23 protein-coding genes are annotated in these 22,368 nt (G+C 53.2%); 3 read left to right on the top strand and 20 right to left on the bottom strand.

Going from position 1 to position 22,368, the window contains the following annotated elements; translation table 11 throughout:
• Nucleotides 1-17 precede the first annotated feature (17 nt).
• Nucleotides 18-455 carry a hydroxyphenylacetyl-CoA thioesterase PaaI gene (paaI, locus tag ACTG3Z_RS12650; RefSeq protein WP_439143422.1) on the top strand — a complete coding sequence of 146 codons (438 nt, stop codon included), beginning with the start codon at nt 18-20 and terminating at the stop codon, nt 453-455.
• Nucleotides 448-1,743, top strand: coding sequence for a phenylacetate--CoA ligase PaaK (gene paaK, locus ACTG3Z_RS12645; RefSeq protein ID WP_439143421.1), 1,296 nt, complete (start codon nt 448-450; stop codon nt 1,741-1,743). The genes paaI and paaK overlap by 8 nt, the downstream gene beginning before the upstream one ends.
• Nucleotides 1,744-1,791: 48 nt before the next feature.
• On the opposite strand, the gene ACTG3Z_RS12640 is transcribed toward paaK, so the two are convergent.
• From ACTG3Z_RS12640 to ACTG3Z_RS12545, 20 genes are all read right to left on the bottom strand, one after another.
• The gene (locus ACTG3Z_RS12640) at nt 1,792-2,214 is read right to left on the bottom strand and encodes a flagellar biosynthesis repressor FlbT (protein WP_439143420.1); all 423 of its coding nucleotides are present in this window, start codon (nt 2,212-2,214) and stop codon (nt 1,792-1,794) included.
• A gap of 2 nt (nt 2,215-2,216) precedes the next feature.
• The gene (gene flaF, locus ACTG3Z_RS12635; protein ID WP_439143419.1) at nt 2,217-2,582 is read right to left on the bottom strand and encodes a flagellar biosynthesis regulator FlaF; all 366 of its coding nucleotides are present in this window, start codon (nt 2,580-2,582) and stop codon (nt 2,217-2,219) included.
• Nucleotides 2,583-2,650: 68 nt separating this feature from the next.
• The gene (locus ACTG3Z_RS12630; RefSeq protein WP_439143418.1) at nt 2,651-3,856 is read right to left on the bottom strand and encodes a flagellin N-terminal helical domain-containing protein; all 1,206 of its coding nucleotides are present in this window, start codon (nt 3,854-3,856) and stop codon (nt 2,651-2,653) included.
• Between the two features lie 222 nt (nt 3,857-4,078).
• Nucleotides 4,079-5,146 (bottom strand): 2Fe-2S iron-sulfur cluster-binding protein, encoded by a 1,068-nt coding sequence (locus tag ACTG3Z_RS12625; protein ID WP_439143417.1) that lies wholly within the window; start codon nt 5,144-5,146, stop codon nt 4,079-4,081.
• Nucleotides 5,147-5,160: 14 nt separating this feature from the next.
• Nucleotides 5,161-5,619 carry a 1,2-phenylacetyl-CoA epoxidase subunit PaaD gene (paaD, locus tag ACTG3Z_RS12620; protein ID WP_439143416.1) on the bottom strand — a complete coding sequence of 153 codons (459 nt, stop codon included), beginning with the start codon at nt 5,617-5,619 and terminating at the stop codon, nt 5,161-5,163.
• Nucleotide 5,620: 1 nt separating this feature from the next.
• Nucleotides 5,621-6,373, bottom strand: a complete 753-nt coding sequence (gene paaC / locus ACTG3Z_RS12615; protein ID WP_439143415.1) for a 1,2-phenylacetyl-CoA epoxidase subunit PaaC — start codon at nt 6,371-6,373, stop codon at nt 5,621-5,623.
• On the bottom strand, nt 6,373-6,657 hold the full coding sequence (gene paaB, locus ACTG3Z_RS12610; RefSeq protein WP_375265857.1) for a 1,2-phenylacetyl-CoA epoxidase subunit PaaB: 285 nt from the start codon (nt 6,655-6,657) through the stop codon (nt 6,373-6,375). Before paaB ends, paaC begins: the two co-directional genes overlap by 1 nt.
• A 144-nt stretch (nt 6,658-6,801) precedes the next feature.
• Complete coding sequence (locus ACTG3Z_RS12605; protein ID WP_439143414.1) at nt 6,802-7,266, bottom strand: DUF3291 domain-containing protein; 465 nt, start codon at nt 7,264-7,266, stop codon at nt 6,802-6,804.
• The gene (gene paaA / locus ACTG3Z_RS12600; RefSeq protein WP_439143413.1) at nt 7,267-8,244 is read right to left on the bottom strand and encodes a 1,2-phenylacetyl-CoA epoxidase subunit PaaA; all 978 of its coding nucleotides are present in this window, start codon (nt 8,242-8,244) and stop codon (nt 7,267-7,269) included. It abuts the gene before it with no gap.
• A gap of 3 nt (nt 8,245-8,247) precedes the next feature.
• Complete coding sequence (pcaF, locus tag ACTG3Z_RS12595; protein ID WP_439143412.1) at nt 8,248-9,450, bottom strand: 3-oxoadipyl-CoA thiolase; 1,203 nt, start codon at nt 9,448-9,450, stop codon at nt 8,248-8,250.
• Between the two features lie 134 nt (nt 9,451-9,584).
• The gene (locus tag ACTG3Z_RS12590; RefSeq protein WP_439143411.1) at nt 9,585-10,310 is read right to left on the bottom strand and encodes an SDR family NAD(P)-dependent oxidoreductase; all 726 of its coding nucleotides are present in this window, start codon (nt 10,308-10,310) and stop codon (nt 9,585-9,587) included.
• Nucleotides 10,307-10,780 (bottom strand): aromatic-ring-hydroxylating dioxygenase subunit beta, encoded by a 474-nt coding sequence (locus ACTG3Z_RS12585; protein ID WP_439143410.1) that lies wholly within the window; start codon nt 10,778-10,780, stop codon nt 10,307-10,309. The genes ACTG3Z_RS12590 and ACTG3Z_RS12585 overlap by 4 nt, the downstream gene beginning before the upstream one ends.
• The gene (locus ACTG3Z_RS12580) at nt 10,777-12,117 is read right to left on the bottom strand and encodes an aromatic ring-hydroxylating dioxygenase subunit alpha (protein WP_439143409.1); all 1,341 of its coding nucleotides are present in this window, start codon (nt 12,115-12,117) and stop codon (nt 10,777-10,779) included. Before ACTG3Z_RS12580 ends, ACTG3Z_RS12585 begins: the two co-directional genes overlap by 4 nt.
• 1 nt (nt 12,118) lies before the next feature.
• Nucleotides 12,119-13,060 (bottom strand): PDR/VanB family oxidoreductase, encoded by a 942-nt coding sequence (locus tag ACTG3Z_RS12575; RefSeq protein ID WP_439143408.1) that lies wholly within the window; start codon nt 13,058-13,060, stop codon nt 12,119-12,121.
• An 8-nt stretch (nt 13,061-13,068) separates the two neighbouring features.
• The gene (locus tag ACTG3Z_RS12570) at nt 13,069-13,842 is read right to left on the bottom strand and encodes a cyclase family protein (RefSeq protein ID WP_439143407.1); all 774 of its coding nucleotides are present in this window, start codon (nt 13,840-13,842) and stop codon (nt 13,069-13,071) included.
• Nucleotides 13,839-15,095, bottom strand: coding sequence for an SDR family NAD(P)-dependent oxidoreductase (locus tag ACTG3Z_RS12565; protein WP_439143406.1), 1,257 nt, complete (start codon nt 15,093-15,095; stop codon nt 13,839-13,841). Before ACTG3Z_RS12565 ends, ACTG3Z_RS12570 begins: the two co-directional genes overlap by 4 nt.
• On the bottom strand, nt 15,092-16,270 hold the full coding sequence (locus ACTG3Z_RS12560; protein WP_439143405.1) for a thiolase family protein: 1,179 nt from the start codon (nt 16,268-16,270) through the stop codon (nt 15,092-15,094). Before ACTG3Z_RS12560 ends, ACTG3Z_RS12565 begins: the two co-directional genes overlap by 4 nt.
• Nucleotides 16,270-17,868, bottom strand: a complete 1,599-nt coding sequence (locus ACTG3Z_RS12555; RefSeq protein ID WP_439143404.1) for an AMP-binding protein — start codon at nt 17,866-17,868, stop codon at nt 16,270-16,272. The genes ACTG3Z_RS12560 and ACTG3Z_RS12555 overlap by 1 nt, the downstream gene beginning before the upstream one ends.
• A complete protein-coding gene (locus ACTG3Z_RS12550; RefSeq protein ID WP_439143403.1) occupies nt 17,865-19,325 on the bottom strand; it encodes an indolepyruvate oxidoreductase subunit beta family protein in 1,461 nt (486 codons plus the stop codon). The genes ACTG3Z_RS12555 and ACTG3Z_RS12550 overlap by 4 nt, the downstream gene beginning before the upstream one ends.
• Nucleotides 19,322-21,478, bottom strand: coding sequence for a thiamine pyrophosphate-dependent enzyme (locus ACTG3Z_RS12545; protein ID WP_439143402.1), 2,157 nt, complete (start codon nt 21,476-21,478; stop codon nt 19,322-19,324). The genes ACTG3Z_RS12550 and ACTG3Z_RS12545 overlap by 4 nt, the downstream gene beginning before the upstream one ends.
• 201 nt (nt 21,479-21,679) lie before the next feature.
• On the opposite strand from ACTG3Z_RS12545, the gene ACTG3Z_RS12540 reads away from it, so the two are divergent.
• The gene (locus ACTG3Z_RS12540; RefSeq protein ID WP_439143401.1) at nt 21,680-22,285 is read left to right on the top strand and encodes a response regulator transcription factor; all 606 of its coding nucleotides are present in this window, start codon (nt 21,680-21,682) and stop codon (nt 22,283-22,285) included.
• Nucleotides 22,286-22,368: the final 83 nt, after the last annotated feature.

Raw genomic sequence — 22,368 nt, 5'->3', positions numbered from 1 at the left:
TGTTTGAGGAGGGGCAGATGACACCGCAAGAAAGGGCTGAAAAAGCCAGTGAAGCGATGTGGGCGAATGACCGTGCATCCCCTTGGATTGGTTTGGAATTGGGTGAGGTCACAGAGGGCGGCGCGCGCATGAGTTTGCGTGTACAAGCACATCATTGCAACGGACATGACATTTGCCATGGTGGCGTGATTTTCACACTCGCGGATAGCGCGTTTGCCTTTGCGTGTAACTCGCGTAATCAAAACACTGTGGCGCAGAATAACATGATCACCTTTATTGCACCCGGTCAGATGGGCGACGTTCTGACAGCGGAGGCGCGCGAGGTGTCGCTGACAGGGCGCAGCGGGATATATGACGTGCGTGTGCACAACCAAGATGGGGTTTTGATCGCTGAAATGCGCGGGCTGTCGCGCGCGATCAAAGGTCAGCTATTTGAGGAAAACATCGATGACTAATTTGACGCCGGATCCTTCCATTCTCGACCCGATCGAGATTGCGAGCCGTGATGAAATTTCAGCGCTTCAGTTAGAGCGTATGCGTTGGTCCTTGAAGCATGCCTATGACAACGTTCCGATATATAAAGCGCGCTTTGATGCGGCAGGTGTGACGCCTGATGATTTGCAAACGCTCGCGGATTTGGCAAAATTTCCCTTCACGTACAAAGACGATTTGCGCGCGAATTATCCCTTCGGCATGTTCGCAGTCCCACGTGAGGATATCATGCGCATACATGCGTCGTCGGGCACGACGGGCAAGGCGACGGTTGTCGGCTACACGGCCAATGATATTTCCAATTGGGCTGATCTGGTTGCGCGTTCTTTGCGTGCGGCGGGCCTGCGCAAAGGTGATCTAATCCACAACGCTTATGGCTATGGTTTGTTCACCGGTGGCCTTGGTGCGCATTACGGGATTGAGCGTTTGGGCGCGACTGTGATCCCGATGGGTGGGGGGCAAACGGATAAGCAGGTTGGCTTGATCAACGATTTCAAGCCGCGCGGTATTTTGGTGACGCCGTCTTATATGCTCAACATTTTGGAGGCGTTTCATAAGGCGGGTCTTGATCCGCGTGCCTCGTCATTGGAGGTGGCTGTATTTGGTGCAGAACCTTGGACCGAAGCGATGCGCAAAGAGATTGAGGATGCGTTTGATTTGAATGCGGTTGATATTTACGGGCTGTCTGAAGTGATGGGACCGGGGGTCGCCAATGAGTGCGTTGAGACGAAAGATGGCCCTGTCATTTGGGAAGATCATTTCTATCCCGAGATTATTGATCCTCTTTCTGGCGAGGTGCTGCCGGATGGGGAAGAGGGCGAGCTTGTCTTCACAACGTTGGCCAAAGAAGGGATGCCCATCATCCGCTACCGCACGCGAGATTTGACACGGCTTTTGCCGGGCACGGCACGCTCTATGCGCCGTATTGCGAAAATCACGGGGCGCTCTGACGATATGATCATTTTGCGCGGTGTAAACGTGTTCCCGACGCAGGTGGAAGAGCAGGTGATGGCGGTTGAGGGGTTAGGCCCTTATTTCCAGATCGAACTTTATAAGTCTGGTCGCATGGATGCGATGCGCGTGCTGGTGGAAGTGATGGACGGGAGTGTTGATAAGGACGCTGTAGGCGGTGCGCTCACCAAGCGCATCAAGGATATGGTTGGTATTTCAACTAAGGTTGTCGTGGGTGAGCCAGGCTCCGTGGCGCGTTCGCAGGGTAAAGCTGTGCGCGTGGTGGACAATCGCGGGTAGAGCGTTTCTTGACGGATGCACATCCGCGATTGACGTGGTCAACGTGATCTAGCCATCGCGATTTGAGACAGATTTTTCCATACGCAATTCAAGCAGATGTTTTTCTATTGGGAGCAACTGTTTGACTAGCTTGAGTGCTGTGTAGGGTTTGTCCTCTTTCAGTGCGGTCTTTGCGCTTTCAAAAACCTGCTGACTTCTCACATCCACGAGAATAGACGAAATATTGTCTATCGCTGAAATCACAGCGGTCGTGTCGAGTTTGCTGTCTCCGCTGAGAACAAGCTGTAAGGTGTAGCAAATTCGACCCAAGGGCGTTTCCGCAGATTCTGGATGGATTGCATCCTTCATCCTTAACACCCGAGTGTTGGGTGTAACTACGGTGATACGGGATCGTCGCGGCCCAGCTTCGATAACAGCGCCGTTGATGAGGAAACGTTCTTTCGGGGCTAAGTTCAATGATAAACCTGACACTGTTACGCTCCTTTTAAGCCACGAAGGACTGACACATTTAGATCCACCAGAATGGCAAGATCACCGTCTTTTTTAAGCACTTTGTTTGAGTGGTGAGAAACGAACTTAGCCATGTACAATAGGCTCGCTCTGAGATTTTGTGGCAAGGCATTTGCATCGGCTGCGACCTGTGCGCCTATGGTAATCCAAAGTCTTTCATTCTTGTGCACAACCTTCACAATGTCATTGAAGTTTGAATTTGCATCGTCGCGCAGTTTTTGAAGTTCTCGCGTGACACCTATGATCACGTCATATTCTTGAGTTCGGAAGTCTTTTATGCGTTCCCCACTATTGGAATACCCATTAGCGGCCAGTTGAGCTTTGCTCATGTTTTATCGACTTTCGCAAATATTGAGAGGTTTGGAGAGCGGGATATGCCCCGCTCTCCGTCAGGTTATTAACGGAACAAGGACAGGATACTCTGCGGTGCTTGGTTCGCGATTGAGAGGGCTTGAACGCCTAACTGTTGTTGAACCTGCAAAGCTTGCAGTTTTGCAGAAGCCTCTTCCATGTCGGCATCCACGAGTGAGCCAATGCCGGATGTGAAGGAATCCGTTAGCTTGCTGATGAAATCAGACTGCGTTTCAAGACGGCCAGCTGAGGAGCCAAGGGAAGCAGCCGCATCAATGGCAGTATCGATCAAGTCCTCAATAGCGCCCAATGCGGCAAGCGGGTCACCAGACGCGCTCACGTCAATCGTTGATAGAGCGCCCAAACCACCGGAACCCGCGTTTGTGAATTGACCTGTGACAGCAACGTCCTGAGTGCCGTTGTTGGTGAATGCAAGTTCACCGGCGGTGCCGCTGTCATAGTCGATTTCGAGCCCGTCGATGCCGAGAGAGTCGATCGCGTTTTTGAGACCAACAGCGACCAAGTCATCGGTTGTTGTTGCGTCCACATCGCTTTGGGTCAACGTATAAGAGGCGACCTGATCACCGATGCGAACAGCGACTTTATCACCCGCTTCAAAAGCGGTTCCGACAGCGATTGTCAGAGTGTCTGCACCGCCACCGTTATCTAGGGAGAATGAAAACGCATCACCGTTGGCAGTTTCGCCGCCACCGCCTGTGGCGAAGACATCTTTGGCAGCATAACCGCCAGTCGCCAAGTCTTGTGTCGTGACAGTGATATTGCTTGAGCTAACGTCACCAGCAGCGTCGCGGTTAAGCGACGACAGAACTTCGACGTTTGCACCGCCATCCACAAGGCTCAAGCCATTGAATTGCGCCGCGCCAACGACTGATTCAATCTGCTCTTTCAAGGCTGTTACATCTGCATTGATCTTGTCGCGATCCACGTTGCTTTCTTGCGCTGCAACAATCTTGCCTTTGATGTCAGTGAGCAGGTCTGCAACAGTTTCGGCCGCATTCTGGCCGACGGCAACAGATGATTTACCAAGTGCGAGGCTGTCGGAGATTGCTTTGAAGCCTTTCACATCCGATTCCATGACTTTGGAGATTGCCCAGACCGCTGAGTTGTCTTTGGCCGAAGAAATTGACTTTCCTGTCGCAATCTCGCCCTGGACCTGACCGAGGTTCGCGTTGATGGATTTCAGAGTTTGTAGTGCGACCATCGCACTGTTGTTCGTGAGAATACTAGACATGTTGTTTATCCTTTAGGCATGTGCGCTTTGCGCTATTTTAACACCGCTCAATTAAGAGCGACCAAAAGGTCATTCTGACTATGTGGCTGTACTCAGCATTCGCTTCGCATTTTCCACGCCGCTCCTTCAAAGAGCGCAATGAACGTTTCGCCCAAAGGTACTAATGCGATCTTAATTTAAGAAATCTAAGAACGTTGAAATTTGCTAAAATTAGTGTGGTTGTCAGTGTTGATCGTAATCCACAACGACCTTCGAGGTCAGCGCGAAGGATTGGCAGCTTAGGATGAATCCGCGTTCTACTTCGTAATCCTCCAACGCGTGGTTGGCGAGCATTTCGACTTCGCCTTCCAGCAGTTTGCATTTGCATGTGGAGCATACACCAGCTTTGCAGGCGTAGGGCGCGTCTAGCCCGCCGGAGAGGGCGGCCTCTAGGACGGTTTGGTCTTTTTCCATAGCGACTGTGCGACCTGTGCCATCAATAATGACGGTGGCTTCGCCGGGTTTTGCCGTTGTGTCCGCCGCGGTGGAAGCTTTGCGTTTCAAGCGACCGGGTTGGGAGGATGCGAAGAGTTCGAATTTGATCTGCGCATCGCTCAAGCCGTTTTCTTTAAGGGACTTCGCAATGCCGAGCATCATCGGTTCTGGTCCACAAATGAAAGCTGTGTCGACAGAGGTGATGTCGATCCAATGTTCAAACAGGGCGGCGCATTTTGCTTCATCTACACGGCCTGTGAAAAGGTCGATGTCTTGGGCGTCAGATTCAAGGATGTGGATCACGTTAAGACGACCCATGTGTTCATTCTTGAGATCTTCGAGTTCTTCGCGAAACATGATCGTGTTTACGCCGCGATTTGCGTAGACGAGCGTGAAGCGGCTTTCGGGTTCGCGCATGAGCGTGGTTTTGATGATGGACAGCACAGGCGTGATGCCTGAGCCACCCGCGAAACCGAGATAGGTTTTGTTTGTGGTGGGGTCTATGTCCGTGTGAAAGTTGCCCATGGGTGGCATGGCTTCAAGGGTCATGCCGGGTGCAAGGTTTTCATTGGCCCATGTCGAGAATGCGCCGCCATCGACCTTCTTGATGCCAACCTGAAGAATGCCATCATCCTTGCCTGCGCAGATCGAGTAGGAGCGACGAATTTCGGTGCCCTCAATCTCTTGCTTGAAGGTGAGGTACTGCCCTTGAATGAAGTCGAACGCATCGGTGTTCGCGGCTTCAAGCGAGACAACGACAGCATCGCGAATGGTCTTGCGAACCTCGGTGACTTTGAGCGGGTGAAAGCGTGCCATGTGTCAGGTTCCCTTCAGATACATTTGAAATAATCGAACGGCTCAAGGCAGTCCGAGCAGCGCCACTGCGCTTTGCAAGGGGTGGACCCAAATTGCGAGATGCGGCTCACGTTTTCAGACTTGCAATGGGGGCAACGTTCTGGGCCGCCTGCGGGGCGAGGGGGTGCGATGCCGTAGTCCTCAAGCTTGGCGCGGCCTTTGTCGCTAAGCCAGTCTGTTGTCCAAGGGGGCGAAAGCTGGGTTTTGATCCGCGTGTTTTGGATGCCGCGATCAATCATCGCCGTTTCAATATCGAGCGAGATGATAGAGGTCGCAGGGCAACCCGAATAAGTTGGCGTCACCGCAATTTCGAGTGTGTCACCATCCCAAGCAACACCGCGCACAATGCCCAGATCAACGACAGAGATGACAGGGATTTCTGGGTCTGGCACTTGATCAAGCCAGTCCCAGATTTGTGTCACATCGGGGTGCATATTACCACGTTGCTCCGGGGTATGCGCGTTGTAACCATTGCATTTGAGTAAGGATATGGCCGAGGTGTTCGGAGTGTTGGAAGCCAGATTTGCCACCTTTGTGCGCGAACCGGCTGTCTGGCAGTGTGAGCGTTGCCTCTGCCATAACAGCTTTTACGCGCGTGTCGTAGGATGTGCGCACGGCGTTGAGATCAGGGGCAATACCTTTGGCGTGCATTTCGGTGTCTACATCATCAGGTGTGCTAAGTTCACCTGCGAAGGGCCACAATAGATTGAGCGCGCTTTGCATTTTTGCATGGCTTACCTCGGTTCCATCGCCAAGGCCGATCACGGTCTCGCTAGAGCGTTCAACGTGGTACTGTACCTCTTTGATGGCTTTCGCTGCAATTTCTGCAACGCGAGGTTCTGTGGATTGTGTCAATCCACTGAGCATTTCCAAGTGCCATGCATCAAAGAGAAACTGCCGCATGAGGGTTTGGCCAAAGTCGCCATTGGGCTGTTCGACCAGTAACGCAGAGCGAAAATCCCACGCGTCGCGCAGCATGGCGAGATCATCAGCGCTGCGCCCTTTGCCTTCCACCTCGGCCGCGAGTCCAAGCCACATTTGGGTTTGTCCGATAAGGTCCAAAGCGGTGTTCGCGAGTGCGATATCTTCTTCGATCACAGGGGCTTTGCCGCACCATTCTGAGACGCGGTGGCCAAGGATGAGTGTGTTGTCACCCATGCGGCAGAGGAAGTCGAAATAGGGGTCCATCACATTGCGCCTACGTCATCGGGGATGTCGAAGAATGTCGGATGACGGTAGACTTTGGATTCCGAGGGTTCATACATCGGGCCTTTGTCAGATGGCGAGGAGGCTGTGATATTGCGCGCTTCGACCACCCAGATGCTAACACCCTCATTGCGGCGCGTGTACACATCGCGTGCGTTTTTGAGCGCGGCTTGTTCGTCCGTTGCGTGCAGGCTGCCCACATGTCGGTGGCTCATTCCGTGTTGCCCGCGAATAAAGATTTCCCAAAGGGGCCATTCATTGTTCATGGGTTTACTCCTGTCGAAAGGGGCGCGTTGGCACGCGCGCTTGGAAAGCCTGATCTTGGGATCAAGCGGTTTGGGGCGCTGCCCCGACCGATCAAAGATCGGCCTCCCCGGGATACTTTTAGAAAGAGGAAGACACGCATTGCTTTATTCCGCCGCTATTTTGCATTGGCGATATTTTGCCATGTCGACAGCGTCCCAACCAAAGGCGTGTTCTGAAGAGCCATGTTCTTGTAGATGTGCGAGGCGCTGCATTGCTTCCTCGAGCGTGGGGATATGATCATCCTCAATCCACCACATTACGAAATGGTGGCGCGTCATGTTTTCGAACCATGCAGGGCGCTTTTCGTAGAACTTGGCGTGGATGGTGTTGAAGACATAATCGCCAAGGGATTCTATGTTCTCCCAAACCGACATGTTCGAGATCATATCTTCATCGCCCGGCACAGCCAAATCTGTCGCATTGCCGCTATCGGACTTCATGCGCCACACATACCCTTGGGAGCGTTCCGCGAGGGCGTTCAGCTTATCAAGGTTATCCATGAAACCCGCCATGCGCGGGTCATCGAGGGGATAAAGTGCGTAACCCACGTTGAGTTCTGCAAGGCGCATTTATTCGGCCGCCAATTTAGCTGTGCGTTTCTTTGCGGCGTGGGCCATCAGCCCATCACGCACCCATGCGCCATCGTCCCAGGCTTTGTTACGCGCAGCGAGGCGTTCTGTGTTGCACGGGCCATTCCCTTTAAGAACTTCAAAAAACTCGTCCCAATTCGGGCCGGTGAAATCGTAACCGCCTTTGGCTTCGTTCCATTTCAGATCTGGGTCAGGGACGGTGAGACCGAGGTATTCGGCTTGTGGAACAGTCTGATCGACGAACTTCTGGCGCAGTTCATCATTGCCGTTCATCTTGATCTTCCACGACATGCTTTGTTCTGAATGCACACTTTCCGCATCGGATGGGCCGAACATCATCAGCGAGGGATACCACATACGATTGAGCGCATCCTGCGCCATGCGTTTTTGCGCTTCTGTGCCATTCGCCATTTTCATCATGATGTCGTAGCCTTGACGCTGATGAAAGCTCTCTTCCTTGCAAATGCGCACCATTGCGCGCGCGTATGGGCCGAAGGAGGTGCGTTGCAGCGGCACTTGGTTCATGATTGCAGCGCCATCAACCAGCCAACCGACAGCGCCCATATCGGCCCAAGTGAGTGTGGGATAGTTGAAGATGGAGGAGTACTTCATCCGTCCATCTAGAAGCATCTCTGTGAGTTCATCGCGGCTGACGCCAAGCGTTTCAGCGGCGCAATAGAGGTAAAGACCATGGCCTGCTTCGTCTTGCACTTTAGCAAGCAGAATGGCTTTGCGTTCCAATGTCGGGGCGCGGGTGATCCAGTTGCCCTCTGGCAGTTGACCGACGATTTCGGAGTGTGCGTGTTGGCCGATCTGGCGGATCAGGGTTTTGCGATAGCCTGCTGGCATCCAGTCTTTCGGCTCAATCTTTTCGCCCGCATCGATGCGGGCTTGAAAGGCGGCGAGCTTTTCAGGATCGTCCTGCGTTGCCTCGGATTTGATCATTTGAGCATACATACGTTAAACCCTTTCAATGATGATAGCTGTGCCTTGGCCGACGCCAACACACATGGTGCACAGCGCATAGCGCCCACCTGTTCGTTTGAGTTGATGCGCGGCCGTGAGCACCAAACGTGCGCCTGACATGCCAAGCGGATGACCTAGCGCGATTGCGCCGCCTTGCTGGTTTACACGGGGATCATCATCGGCAACGCCAAGTTCGCGCAGTGTGGCGATGCCTTGGCTGGCGAAAGCCTCATTGAGCTCGATAATGTCCATTTGATCTATCGTGAGGCCCGCGCGTTTGAGGACTTTTTCGCTGGCTGGGACGGGGCCGATCCCCATCACACGGGGTGCAACACCTGCAGAGGACATGCCAACGATGCGCGCCATTGGTGTGAGCGATTGTTTGTAGAGGGCTTTGTCAGACGCGATGAGCAGCGCCGCGGCCCCGTCATTAACGCCTGATGCATTGCCAGCTGTGACTGTTTTGTCTGGGCCGTTGATGCCCTTAAGAGCCCCGAGCTTTTCAGCGCTGGTGCCGGGGCGTGGGTGTTCGTCTGTGTCAAAGATGATTGGATCACCTTTGCGCTGTGGAATCTCGACAGGGGCGATTTCGCTGGCAAAGAAACCTGCTGCATGAGCAGCGGCCCATTTGGCCTGCGAACTTGCCGCGAAAGCATCTTGATCTGCGCGGTTCACATTATAAGCGTCAGCCACGTTGTCAGCGGTTTCCGGCATTGAATCGACGCCGTATGCGTCCTTCATTTTGCGGTTGATGAAACGCCAGCCGATGGTTGTATCAAAGACCTGATTAGCGCGAGAAAACGCGCTGGTCGCTTTGGGCATCACAAAGGGCGCGCGGCTCATGCTTTCAACACCACCTGCGATACTCAGGTCTTGATCACCCGCTTTGATTGCGCGTGCGGCCATGCCGACGGCGTCCATGCCTGACGCGCACAGACGGTTCACAGTGGCACCGGGCACCGCTGTTGGAAGACCTGCGAGCAATGCAGCCATACGGGCAACGTTGCGGTTATCTTCACCCGCTTGGTTGGCACAGCCATAAAACACATCATCGACGGCGGACCAATCAACCGATGGGTTGCGTTGCATCAACGCGGCAATCGGCAAAGCGGCCAGATCATCGGTGCGCACGGAGGACAAGCTGCCACCGTAGCGCCCAATCGGAGTGCGAACCCCATCGCAGATAAATGCGTCCATGTTTCGTAATCTCCCAGCTACGTCACTTTAATACGCAATCTTTATGCTGTCTCGCAAGGAAAAGTTACAGATATTTTCGTTAGAGAGTATTTTGGTAACGTATTGAGGCAACATAATCCTCATTATACCGCACGTTATAGCGTGAGCGTGCCAACGCTTGCGCCACCGCATACATAGAGCGTTTGGCCTGTAACAAAGCTATTTTCGGGATCACAAAAGAACATGAACGCATTGGAAATATCGCGCACAGTGCCGAGACGACCGACAGGCAAACGTTTGGCGAGCTCTGCTTCGCGTTCGCTCCCTTTTGGGATGATATCCCAGAAGTTATCAGTTTGCACAGGTCCGGGCGCCACGACGTTCACGGTGATTCCATATTGCGCGAGTTCTAATGCCCAAGTGCGCGCCATGCCGCTGATACCCGCTTTCGTCGCAGAATATGCGGTGCGCGTTGGCACGCCTAAAGCGGCTCGCGAGCCGTTGAACAGGACACGGCCAAATTGGTTTTCTTTCATATTGGGTAGGCAAGCTTGTAATAGGATCAGTGGTGCGCCGAGGTGGATTTGGGTGAGCGCTGTGAGATCTTCAGTCGTTGCCTCTTCCACCAAATTGGGTCGGATAACGCCCGCATTGTGAATGAGATGCGTGATGTTGTGGGTCGCAGCGATGTCTTTGGCGACGCGCTCGGTTGCTGTAGCGTCTGTCAAATCGACTTCGACATGGTGCAAGGCGTCATGTGACCATTCAGGTGCCCCGCGCGACAGGGAAACGACGGTGTATCCCCTTTGGATAAGCCGTTGGCCGAGATCTGCGCCGATCCCTTTGCTGCCGCCTGTGATGAGCGCAGTATATTGGGTCATGGCAGCAGCTGGATGTTGCGAAATGCAGCGTCGCAATTCAGGATATCAACGCGTTTATTGGCGATGCGAAGTGTGCCATCCACCAGCGTCAGATCGTGACGCGCTGTCAGCGCAAGAAGCTGTTGTTCATCCAACCGCGTTTCCACGTAATGCATAGAGGTGTTGGTGACGAATGTTGTGTCGTTCATTTCATCCACGAAAGGACGTTGAATGACGTGATGACAGCGGCTTTTGGGTTTTTGGCTAAAGGTACGCGCGCCATTCAGACGCTCGACCCGCAGTTTGAGCATGAACATGTCTTCATAAAGCAATGATGTTTCTTTGATTGGATCACTTTGTTTGTAATCCAGCGGCATCCAGTAATGTCCGTCTGGGAGCCAAAGGGCGAGCCATTCATCGTAACGCCCTTCGTCCAGCATACGGGCTTCTTCATAGATGAAATCAATAATGTAATCTTTGGAGACGCTCATTCGTTGGGCCCCTCTTGATCAAGGTCATACGTCATAAATTTGCGCCATGCATCGAATTGATTGCGCATTTGCCGTTCTGTTGTGCCGTTCATCACGGCTTCTTCATCATGGTTTTCATCGTCTTCCAAAAGGCGTGAAATGTTCACCCATTCGAGGCCATTCACATGCAACCCTTCTTGCGCGCGTTCATACATTTCCAGATCGTCATGCCCAACGATCGAGGTTGGCGCATTAATCATACGGTTGTACATCGCGGTGCGCGCGGTCAGCTCATCGGGGGCACCAACGAGGCGGTAAATGTAGCTTTCAACAATGGTCTTGTCAGCGGCAAGCGGGATGAACGTTCGAAGCTGCTGGATTGGTCCTTTGATCATGATGTTGGGGAAGTAGACGGTGTTGTGGCGGTTCTCGTCAAGGATCGCTTTGGCCTTTTCTTCGCCATAGGTTTCGACCATCGCGTCAAAGTAACCAGGGATCGCAGAGTAATCGGAGTGGATCGAATGATGCACACCTGTATGGCCGTGTCCGTTTGGCCAAGTGCGAATGCCCATGCCTTCAAAGAATTCATAAGGGCTCATGAAGGGAGCAATAATCTGCATTGCGGGCGGCTTTGGTGCGCCCTCTGGCAGATCCATTTCTTCATAAAGCTTAACGGCTGTGCCCGCGCTACTTTCATGCGCAACCATGGGGTGACAGGTGTCCGTCTGGTTTTCCACTAGCATTTTCCAGTTGCAATGATGCATATACCGCAACGGCGGCCCGACGACTTCTAAGCGACCCTCGGGAGAGCGATCGACCATGTTATCCAGAGAGCTGAGGCTGTCGCCAAAGAACTCTTCAAAGCTGATCCCTTCTTCTGCGAGACGGGCGAAAATGAAGCCACGATAATTCTTAACGGCGCCGACGGCTTTCATTCCTTTGCCGTTTTGTGTCTTTTCAAGCCCTGTTCCCTCGTACCCTTTTTTCAGCGGAATCGCGAGCAAGCATCCATCTGTCTTGAACGACCATGCATGATAGGGGCAGCGAAAAAACTTGCCTGTGTTGCCTTGGCGATCAATGACAATTTTGGTGCCTTTGTGCGGGCAACGATTGAGCAAGACATGAATGTCCTCCGCTTTGTGGCGCACTTGAATGACGGGCTGATTGCCGATCTGTGTTGCGAAGTAATCGCCCGTGTTCGGAGTCTGGCTTTCGTGGCCTACAAACACCCAAGCATTGGCAAACACATGCTTCATTTCAAGCTGGTAGACTTCGGGTGAGATATAGACATCGCGGTGCACTTGATGCGCTTGCACAAGATCAGCGGCAGTTTTTGGATTACCTACATGAAAGCCCATTTTATGCTCCTTCTATGTCCAGAACCAATCGCGCAGACTTCGCGCGGCTGACGCAAATCTGCATGACGTCCCCTGCTGCGCGTTCTGCTTCAGAGAGGACAACGTCGCGGTGATCAGGCTCGCCCTCGAGAACGTCGCATTGACAGATCCCGCAATCGCCACGCTGGCAGTCGTACATGACGTCGATGTCGTTTTCTTCGAGCACGTCGATGATTGTTTTGCCAACGGGAATGGTAAAGACTGAACCATCATTGATTTGTACCTCAAACGGAGTGTCGCCAGTTTGGGTGCTTGCGGCTTCGAAGACTTCGAAATGAACGCGATTCTGACTTACCCCTGCGGTTGCAGCGGCTTCGCGTGTCGCATCGAGCATTGGGCGGGGGCCGCACACGTAAAGATGTGCATCGAGGCCGAGAGAATTAACTACTTCGTTAACATCAAGACGCCCGTGTTTATCATCAAAGTGCAAACGAAGCTGATCGCCCAATGTCGTTTGAAGCGTTCCGGTATAAGCCATTTCTGGTTCTGAACGACCAGCGTAGATCATCGCAACAGGACGATTTTGCGCGCTCAGTTCTTTGGCCATCGAGACCAATGGCGTTACACCAATACCACCTGCAAGCAAAACAGCAGGAGCATTTGGATCCATCGGGAAATCATTCTTGGGGGCGGAAAAAGTAAGCTCACTGCCCTTTTGAAGCGAATGCATATAGGCCGATCCGCCCTGCCCTTCATTTTCGCGTTGGACAGCGATGACGTAGGTTTGTGGGTCTTTGCTAGAGATCAGTGAATAGGCGCGCGTGCCATCTGGGACGTCGCATTCTATATGTGCTCCCGCCTGCCAAACAGGCAAGGCAGTGCCGTCTGCGGACGTAAGAGTGATCTGTGAGATGCGCGGCGTTAACTCTTTTACGTCTGTCACGCGGCTTTTGAATTCACCCATGTCTCAGCCTAGCCTTCTATCATTGCGAGCACGCGCAGCGGACTGCCTGTGCCGCTTTTGATTTTCAAAGGAGCGGCAAGCAGCATAGCGCCAGTTGGCGGAAGTTGGTCGAGATTGGCAAGACATTGCAGGCCATATTTCCCAGCGCCATGCAAAAAATAATGGGCCGGATAAGGCGGTACATAATGCGCACCCTGCCCTGCATCGGTGCCAACGGTTTCTGTTCCAAACCCACGGATGTTGCGTTCATTGATCAAGAATTGGATCGCTTCGGGGTTTGGGCCGGGCGAATGTGGACCGTCTTCGCGCATGTTCAAATAAGCAGCGCCAGAGCGTTTTGACCAATCTGTGCGCATTAAGACCCATGTGCCTGCGGGGATTTTACCGTGTTCGGCTTCCCAATTTTCTATGTCATCTACAGTGAGCTCAAAGTCGTCATTTTGCGCGGCCCCCTCAGAGCAATCGATGACGACAACGGGACCGACAAAAGCGTCGAGCGGAATTTCATCGACGGAGCCATTTGGAACATCCCGCCCAGAAATCCAATGGGACGGCGCGTCAAAATGTGTGCCCGTGTGTTCGGAAAGCGTGAGATTATGCCACTTCCATGCAGGGCCACGGTGATCATAGGCGCTAATTTCTTCCATGCGGAAACGCGCACATTGGCCAAATTCTGGTGGTAGAATGATCACTGGAAAATCTGGATCAAGTGTGTGCGTCAGATCGACGATCTTAACGTTTCCTAATGCGATATCCGTGGCCAGAGAGTGAAGTGTGCTCATGCGCCGTCGCTCCCGAATGTCATTTCGCGTTCAAAGACTTTAGCGTTTTGGCGCCAGCGATCGCGAATGTCTTTGGCGATATCACCGCACCACACATCTTCGAGCCCATCACAGAGGCCATCCACAACAGAGCGCGCCAAACTTTGTGGCAGCACTTTGGGTGGTGGAAGTGGTGCGTGCCAATCGTCTTCCGTCGGGCCGACAAACACGTTCATCACGCGCAAGCCAGAGCTTCGAAACTCACCGCGCAAGGATTGACTGAGCGAATATGCGGCAGCGTTTGATGCAGAAAAACAGCCATACTCTGGTGTGTTGGAAAGCGCATAGGCGGAAAGAATATTGACCCAAGCAGCCGCAGAATTGACGCCATCGGCTGTGCGCGCGCACATGCCGGGGCCAAAGGCTTGCGCGAGCCGCATAAGGCCGAGATAGTTAACCTCCATTTCGTCGCGCGCGAAGCCTGTATCGCCGCGCGACAGCACGCCGCCGGGACGCAAAAAGCGGGCGTTGTTGATCAGAATATCTGTTTTGCCACCAATCTCGCCCGCGAGCTTTTGGACAGAGCTTGCATCTGTGACATCAAGCGGAAGCACTTCGACATTCGCCATGTCGGCAAGGGCATCGCGATTTGGGTGGGGCCGCCAACTTTCGGCCTCACCAACAAATACAGTCGCAGCACCGGCATCTAGGAGCGCATGAGCAAGAGCGGGCGTATTCGGGTTCCATGCGTCTGTAATCAGGATACGACGGTGTTTGGGATGAGCAGAGAGCGCGCGCAATTGCGGGTCATCATCCATATGATCGCTCCTTTCGAGGGGGATGGCGATGAGAACAGCCTGCCCTGATTTGTCCAGTCGGTTCAACACCCTTACGGCACTGTCGCGCGGGCAATCACCATGGATATGGCATAAAATCACAGGACCCACGTCCAGTTTTACAGACCCCATGCGCCAAGGCGCGCGTTCGCGAAAGAACAATTTCGTCGACGTTTGAACCGTTGTTTCTGCCAACAAGTGACCTTTTGGCGAAACATAATTCCAGCACAAATCTGTGCCAATGCAGTTCACACATGCGTCGCGCGGGGGATATTGAACAGTCTCGCATTCGTCGCACACTTGCAAAACAAACCGACCTTCTGCGGCGGCGGCCGTTAGGGCCAAAGACGCGCGAGAGCGTGCTTCGGGTGGTCGTGTTGGTGTGACAGAGCGTTTCTGCGGGTCTTTCTTTGGTGGGAACGCGAGGGGTTCAGTCATGCACGCGCCCCCGTTTTCAGAATTGAGGCACTGGTGCACACGCCGCGATCATAGTTGATCATGCCAAAGCCAGAGACCATCGCGGTGCTTGCATTGTTGATCTGAGTGCCACCTGCGGTTCCGGTTACTTGGCGGATCGCTTCGACAATGCCGATGTAGCCGCCCGCAGCGCCCGCCTGCCCGGCAGAAAGTTGTCCGCCTGAGGTATTATGGGGAAAATCGCCATCGATCGTGAGGTCATGATTGCGCACAAATTCGGGCCCCTCGCCTTTGGCGCAAAAGCCCAGATCTTCGATCTGCATCATCGAAATCACGGGGTAATCATCGTAGGTTTGGAGCAGGTCGATGTCATCGGGCGTACAGTTTGACATGGCATAGAGTTCATCGATGTCCATGGTCCAACCGCCACGGAGCTGGATGTCGTCTTCGCTATGGGCATTGTGACGCTCAATCGCGCCGCTCAGGGTTGCGTAGGGCAAATTGCGTTTCGCAGCTTCGTCTTCGGACATGACAAGAAAACACTCTGATCCCGCGCACGGCATGACGCAATCAAAGAGCGCGATGGGGTCAGCGATTGGACGCGCGCTTAGGTATTGCTCAAGCGTGAGTGGTTTTTTCATAACGGCATTTGGATAGCGTAAAGCGTTGTCGCGTTGCGCGACGCAAATGCGGCCAAAGTCTTCGCGGGTTGCGCCGTATTCTTTCATATAGCGATCTGTCAGCAGGGCGAAATTCGCGTTCGGACCACCGTAGCCATAGGGATAAGACGCGTCCTGCGCGAACCGCGAAAAGCTCGATAGCATGTTGCGGAAGCTGTCGATGTGGTTGGTATCACCCGCAACACAAGCCACTATATTTGCATCCCCCGCTTGAACCGCGCGCGCGGCGCGGCGTAACGCGATAGAAGCGCTTGCTCCGCCCATTGGGATGTGATCGAGCCAGCGCGGGCAAAGGCCCAAATGCTGTGTAAGTCCAACGGCAGAGTCAGGAAACAGGGTGAAACTGGCAACAGAAAAGCCATCCAGATCGCTGGGTTTTAAGTTTGCGGCAGTCAGTGAACCGCGCAAGGCTTTGGCGATCCACCAATGTGCCGTTTCAATCGAATAGCGCTGATAGGGCATCGAAAAGGGCGCGGCGATTGCAACGCCATCGTAGTTTTGTCGCGCTTTGACCATCAACGTGTTTGCCGCTTTTTTAAATATGCTGTTTTTATAGTGTTCGGGTTGCTCATTAACTCTTCCGCATGGGCTTTCAGCACTGCTCGTTGAATTTTCTGAGTAGAGGTTAATGGCAGTTCGTCGACAAAGGCAATGTAGCCCGGCGCTTTGTAGTATGCCATTTGATCCAGACACCAGCGGGTGATGTCATCGGCGAGTTCTGGCGTTGGATTGGCGACCTTGAGACATGCAAAGACTTCGTCACCGCGTATCGCGTCGGGCACAGGGGCGACCCCTGCGGCGCGTATTTCTGGATGGCGCATCAAGACGGATTCTACTTCGACCGCTGCGATGTTTTCGCCAGAACGACGGATGACATTCTTTTTGCGGTCTACGAAGAAGTAGTTGCCGTCTGCGTCGACGCGGACAATGTCGCCTGTGTGAAACCAGCCACCTTGCCATGCGGCCTCGGTTGCTTGTGGGTCTTTGTAGTATTCGGAAAAGAAACCATAGCGTGGATCATTGCCTTTGCGGCGTACCAAAAGTTCGCCTTGTTGCGCGACCTTTCCTGTGTCGTCGAGGATTTTGCATTCTACGGACGCCTCGGGTTTTCCAATGCTGGATTTGCCGATCAAACGGTCTGTGGTGCCGGACGCAATAACCGCGCCTGCACCTGTTTCTGTCATTGCCCAAGCTTCGATTAAGGGAAAGCCAAAACGCTCTTCAAAGTCCGCTTGCAGGTTCGGATCAACACCTGCGCCAAAGCCAAAGCGAACACTGTGCGCGCGATCTTGTGGAGATGGCTCAAACCCCATGAGCATTGTTGGCATGACACCAAGATAGTGCAAACACGTCGACCTTGAGGCGCTTACATCTTGCCACCACGTGCTGGGGTGGAACCGGTCCAAAACTGTCAGACATCCGCCAACTGTGATCATTGCCATGAACGAATAGGCCATGGCGTTCATATGAAAAATCGGCAGCGGAGTGATCATGCGTTCGCCATTTTCGCTCAGCGTGCCGATACCGCCAAGGTCTGCGTACCACTGCCCTGCGAGCAAGAAATAGGTGTTGGCAAGCACACATCCTTTTGGATTTCCTGTTGTGCCGGAGGTATACAGTATCGCGGCTTCACGCGCTTGCCCACTTTGATCGCGCGCAACGATTGCGTCTGTGCGCGGGTTGGGAATAGCGTCGTTTGGCGCGATGACGTTTAGGGCAATACTTGCGCTAGTGGCCGCATTTTTTAGCTCTGCATGACGAGAAGGAAGTGCCACGATAAGCGCAGGCTCGGCGTTGCCAATGAGGTATTCTAACTCGCTCATGCGTAGGTCTGGATTGATTGGGACGACAGAAAGCCCGAGCTTATTCAGTGCCAACCAGATGATAAAAAACGAAGGGCGGTTCTCGAGCAAAAGCGCAACGCGCATGCCAATCTTGTAGCCAGCGGCTTGGAATGCGGCGGCCATTTCATCAATTTCAACAAGCGCGTCACGGTAAGTGATCTCACCGCTTGGAATGTCATAAATCTTTGCGACACGCGGCAAGATATTCAGGACAGGACGCTCTGGTGTGCGTTTGGCCGTTTCGGTGAAAAGGTCATAGACTGTGCTCATGTGAAAGAGCGCACCGTTGCGAGTGCGCCATCAAGAGCGTCGCCTTTTTCATCTTTTAGCGCTGCATTGCGCAAGCGCTTGATCCAGTCGGCTGCATCATCGCGACCCTCTAATGCGTTGAGTGACGAAAGAACTTTGTCGAACTTGGATTGTCCGCGAACATGCGTGTCAGAGTAGCCTTTTATGAGGCGTTGGCAGGATAGAATTTCGATGGCAAGTGCTGGATTTTTTGCACTGTATTGTTGCGTGGTTTCAAGCAGTCGGTCCAGATGCGCATTCTCGTAGCGGTGGCGCAGGAGTTTTCGGCGATAAGGTTTCAGCGCGCTGACCATCCACAGTAGGCCAAACCCCAAGATGCCATCTGTTCTAATCCGACGACCTTTGTTTGCGATGCGATCCAAACCGTTGAACACTTTAGGACGTGCTTCAATCCATGCACCGATACCTGCTGGCAGTGTGCCACAAATTTCTTGCGCACGCGGGTGGAAATATTCTGTGACGTGAACGATTTCACCGTCTGGGATGTCTTGCTCCGCACGAAGGCGGTCTTGGCGCGACGCGCGGGTTTTGAGGTCAGCGACACGCAGAATGTCATCATAGCACATGGCGTTTGCGATGTATTTTGCGGCGGTTGGGACGAGTTCGGTATCGAAACTTTGCAAATTGGTAAGATAGGTCTCGCCATAAGCGATATCTTGATAATCGACAGTTTTTTGTAGCCCTGCTTTAATCATGTCTTGCGCGTTACTGGGAAAGCTCTCGACTTGCTTCAAAAGCGCCTGCCAGCTGTCTTGCAGCTCTTTTGGGCCTTCCACACGCTCTTCGCTGATTTGAACAATGGGCTGAGTATCTGGCGTATAATTCAATGCGGCGCGAAAGGCGGACAGGCTTTGCGCCACACCGCGACCAGAGGCTTCTATGACCGCTTCAAATTGCGCGGTCTCAAATGGTAGGGCACCGCTGCGCGCAAGGCCGCCAAAAAGGCTGGCGGAAATCATGCTGCCTGCTTCCGTTGCAAGCGTTTCCATATCAAAACAAACTGAGCGGAGCGCTGCTTTGGTTATTTCACTTTCGACCAAAGCATCCTCAGCGCGGCCATCACCCGGCACCATTTTTTCCGAAGTGGCTAGGATACGGTGCGTCGAGGCGATCAACGTTGTGCGATCGGGTGTGACAAAACCACGTAGGACAGCGCGGCCTGCTTCCATCAATTCTGCAGCGATCAGGATATCGAGATCACCGGGGGACGGGCTCAGGGCGAAAACGGGTTGGCGGTCGGTCTTGGGGGCCATTTCGACATAGTAAATTGTCGCTCCGGTGCGTTGCGCAACGCCCGCAACAGAGGTCATCTGCACAGCATAATTACAGTGCGTGGCAAGATCGGCGATCCAGTTGGTGAGGACACCACCGCCCTGCCCGCCAACCGCGAGCACGGCAAGTTTTATGATGTCGCTCATACAGTGTCTTTCGAGAAGACCAGACGCCGCGCATCACGGCGTTTTTGGAGTTTGCTGATCAGCTTTGCGCGCCAATCGCTTAGGGTTCGGTCCAGTTTTGAAGGGTTCTGGATCAGATCCGCTTGATAAAACGACGGGCAAAGCACAGCAGCATCCGCAACCTCGCCACAGTTGCCGCAACCGACGCAGTTTTGATCAATGCTTGCGACAGGATCATCACGTAGCGGATCATCCAGTGTTTTGAGTGACAAAGACGGACAGCCCGAAAGACGAATACACGCATGATCCCCTGTGCACACATCCTCATCCACACCAAAGCGTGTGCGGGTCATGCGCTTGCCTTCTGAGACGGCTTTTTTCAGCATAGGTTTTTCGCGGCGCTGCTTGTTGAGCATGCATTCAGAGGACGCAATAATGACCTTCGGTCCAGTTTCAGGGGTTTCCAGCGCTTCTTTCAAAGTCGCTTGCATTTTGCCCACATCATAGGTGCGATCCAACTGGCGTACCCATTTTACACCCATGCCTTCAACGGCTTCTTTGATAGGGTGTTGTGTAGACTTTGAGACGTTATCTGCGCGCGAGGACAGGATATCTTGCCCGCCTGTTGCCGCAGAATAGTAGTTGTCGACGATGATGATAACGCCATCATTGTCATTAAAAACAGCGTTGCCAATCGAAGAGGTCAGTCCGTTGTGCCAGAACCCGCCATCACCAAGAAAGGATATCGAGCGGCGATTGGCTGATTTGTCGTTGAACGCAGATGCAGACGCAGGGCCAAGACCATAGCCCATTGTGGTTGCACCCAGATCAAACGGCGCGTTGATCGAGAAGAGGTGACAGCCGATGTCGCTCGCGATGTGATGGGGCCCAAGTTTTTCTTCTATAAGTTTGGTAGCGGCGAAGATGGGACGTTCTGGGCAGCCTATGCAAAAGCTTGGGGGCCTTGCAGGGACGGTGTCTGCCAGCTCTGGCATCTTGAGCTGAGGCGGCGCATTTGGCGCGCGCGCTACGTCTGGCATCAGCTCTGGAGCGGTCTCACTGAAATAACTTGAAAGCCCATCAAGAAGGATTTGCCCTGTGAGCTCCCCCGCTTCAGGAAGCGGCCCTTTGCCCTCAACAGCGGAGCGCGCACCGGCTTTGTGCAGGATTGAGCGAATGTTTTGCTCGATATAGGCGGGGTGGCCTTCTTCAATGACAAACAGGCTGTCTTTGTTCTTTGCGAAGTTTAGAATCTCATCATCTACCAGTGGATAAGTGACGTTCAGAACGTGCAGCGGGACTTCGCAATCGCCATACATATTGGCGAGACCAAGGCGTTGCAGCGTGCGAATGACGCCGTTGTAATGTCCACCCTGACAGATGATTCCAACCTTGCCACTTGCCGGGCCAAAGTTTTCATTCAGTTTATTCGCGCTGATATATTCAATCGCGGCGGGCAGGCGTTTGGTGACTTTTTCCTGTTCGTGCAGATATGACGCCGGTGGAAGAACTATCCTTTCAACGTCGCGCTTGGGGTTTTCCAAAGCATCTTTGACGGTTGTGGACGGGCGCAAGTTGTCCTTGGCTTCAAATTCACCCAACAGATGGCAGGACTTGATCCTGAGTTGTAGCATAACGGGACTGTTTGAAGCTTCTGATAGCGCGAACCCATCGCCAACAGCTTTGACCATGGCGGGTAAGTTAGGACGCGGATCCAGTAGCCAAATTTGACTTTTCATCGCAAACGCATGGCTGCGCTCTTGCATGATGGACGATCCTTCGCCGTAATCTTCGCCGACGATTACCAACGCGCCACCTGTCACACCACCAGAGGACAGATTGGCCAAGGCGTCAGAGGCAACATTGGTACCAACAGTCGATTTGAACGTAACAGCACCGCGGATGGGATAATGGACTGAAGCGGCTAAAGTAGCTGCGGCGGTTGCCTCGGACGCGCTGGCTTCAAAGTGCACACCCATATCGGAGAGAATGTCTTGCGCGTCGGCCAAAACATCCATGAGGTGTGAAATCGGTGAGCCCTGATAACCCGCAACATAGCCCACGCCGTTTTCCAACAAGGCCTTGGTGATGGCCAATATGCCTTCACCGCGAAAGGTTTCACCAGCACCGATCTTTAGATGCTGGACTTCTTTCGCGAAAGAACGTTCGGCCACGCTTTACCCCTCCCTGAGAAAACGAGATGCATTTTCATACGATGAGAGTGGAGACTGAGAAAGGGAAAAAATTCTGAATTTTAATTTCGAGGATGGCGGTACGAGGTGCGACTTATTGCGCCAAGTTTATTTGCGCCATCAGTTGAAGCGGGCGCTGCGCGTTCTACGTCTACAGTTGTAATCAGGATACGGAGGCGATCGATGAATAAACAGACAGATACACTTTCGATTTACCTCGTTGAGCAGAACGATATCGCGCGCGCGCGATATCGTGCCCTGTTTGCTGATAAAGGTTTCACGTGTTTGCCGTTCGCAAGTGCCGAAGAGTTCCTGGCGCAATACGAGCCACGACAAAGCGCGCTGATGGTGCTTGATCTATCGCTTCCTGAAATGAGTGGTGCAGAGCTTCAAAGCTATATGGCAGAGAATGGGATGCGTTTGCCGGTTATCGTAACTGCTGCAAACGCTAGCGTGTCAGATGCAGTTGCAGCGATGCGCGCAGGTGCGCTGGATTTTATTGAAAAGCCGATGTCCGAAGAACGTCTTATGAGCGCAGTGGCGACAGCAACAGAGATGTTGTTCAAAAAGCAGCCTGCTACGGTTTCTAAGAAGATTGTTGCCGATCGTTTGGCGAAACTCACTGATCGAGAGCGCGAAGTTTTACAGCACCTTTTGCAAGGCAAACTGAATAAAGAAATTGCGAGTGAGCTTGATGTGAGCCAACGCACGGTTGAGGGGCATCGCTCCCGCATTCGAGAAAAGATGAACGCGCGTGGTATCGCGGATCTCATCCGTATGGTTGGTTAATTTCGCGTATTTTTACGTAGTGGTATATCCGAAGTACTTGAGTAGGTTTCATGCAACATACTCTGAAGACTAGAGGGATAGTC

Origin of the sequence: Planktotalea sp. (genome assembly GCF_965659345.1) — a bacterium.
Classification (GTDB): Bacteria; Pseudomonadota; Alphaproteobacteria; order Rhodobacterales; family Rhodobacteraceae; genus Planktotalea.
The sequence above is the reverse complement of the archived record's forward strand: the minus strand, read 5'-3'. Positions and strand labels throughout refer to the sequence as shown.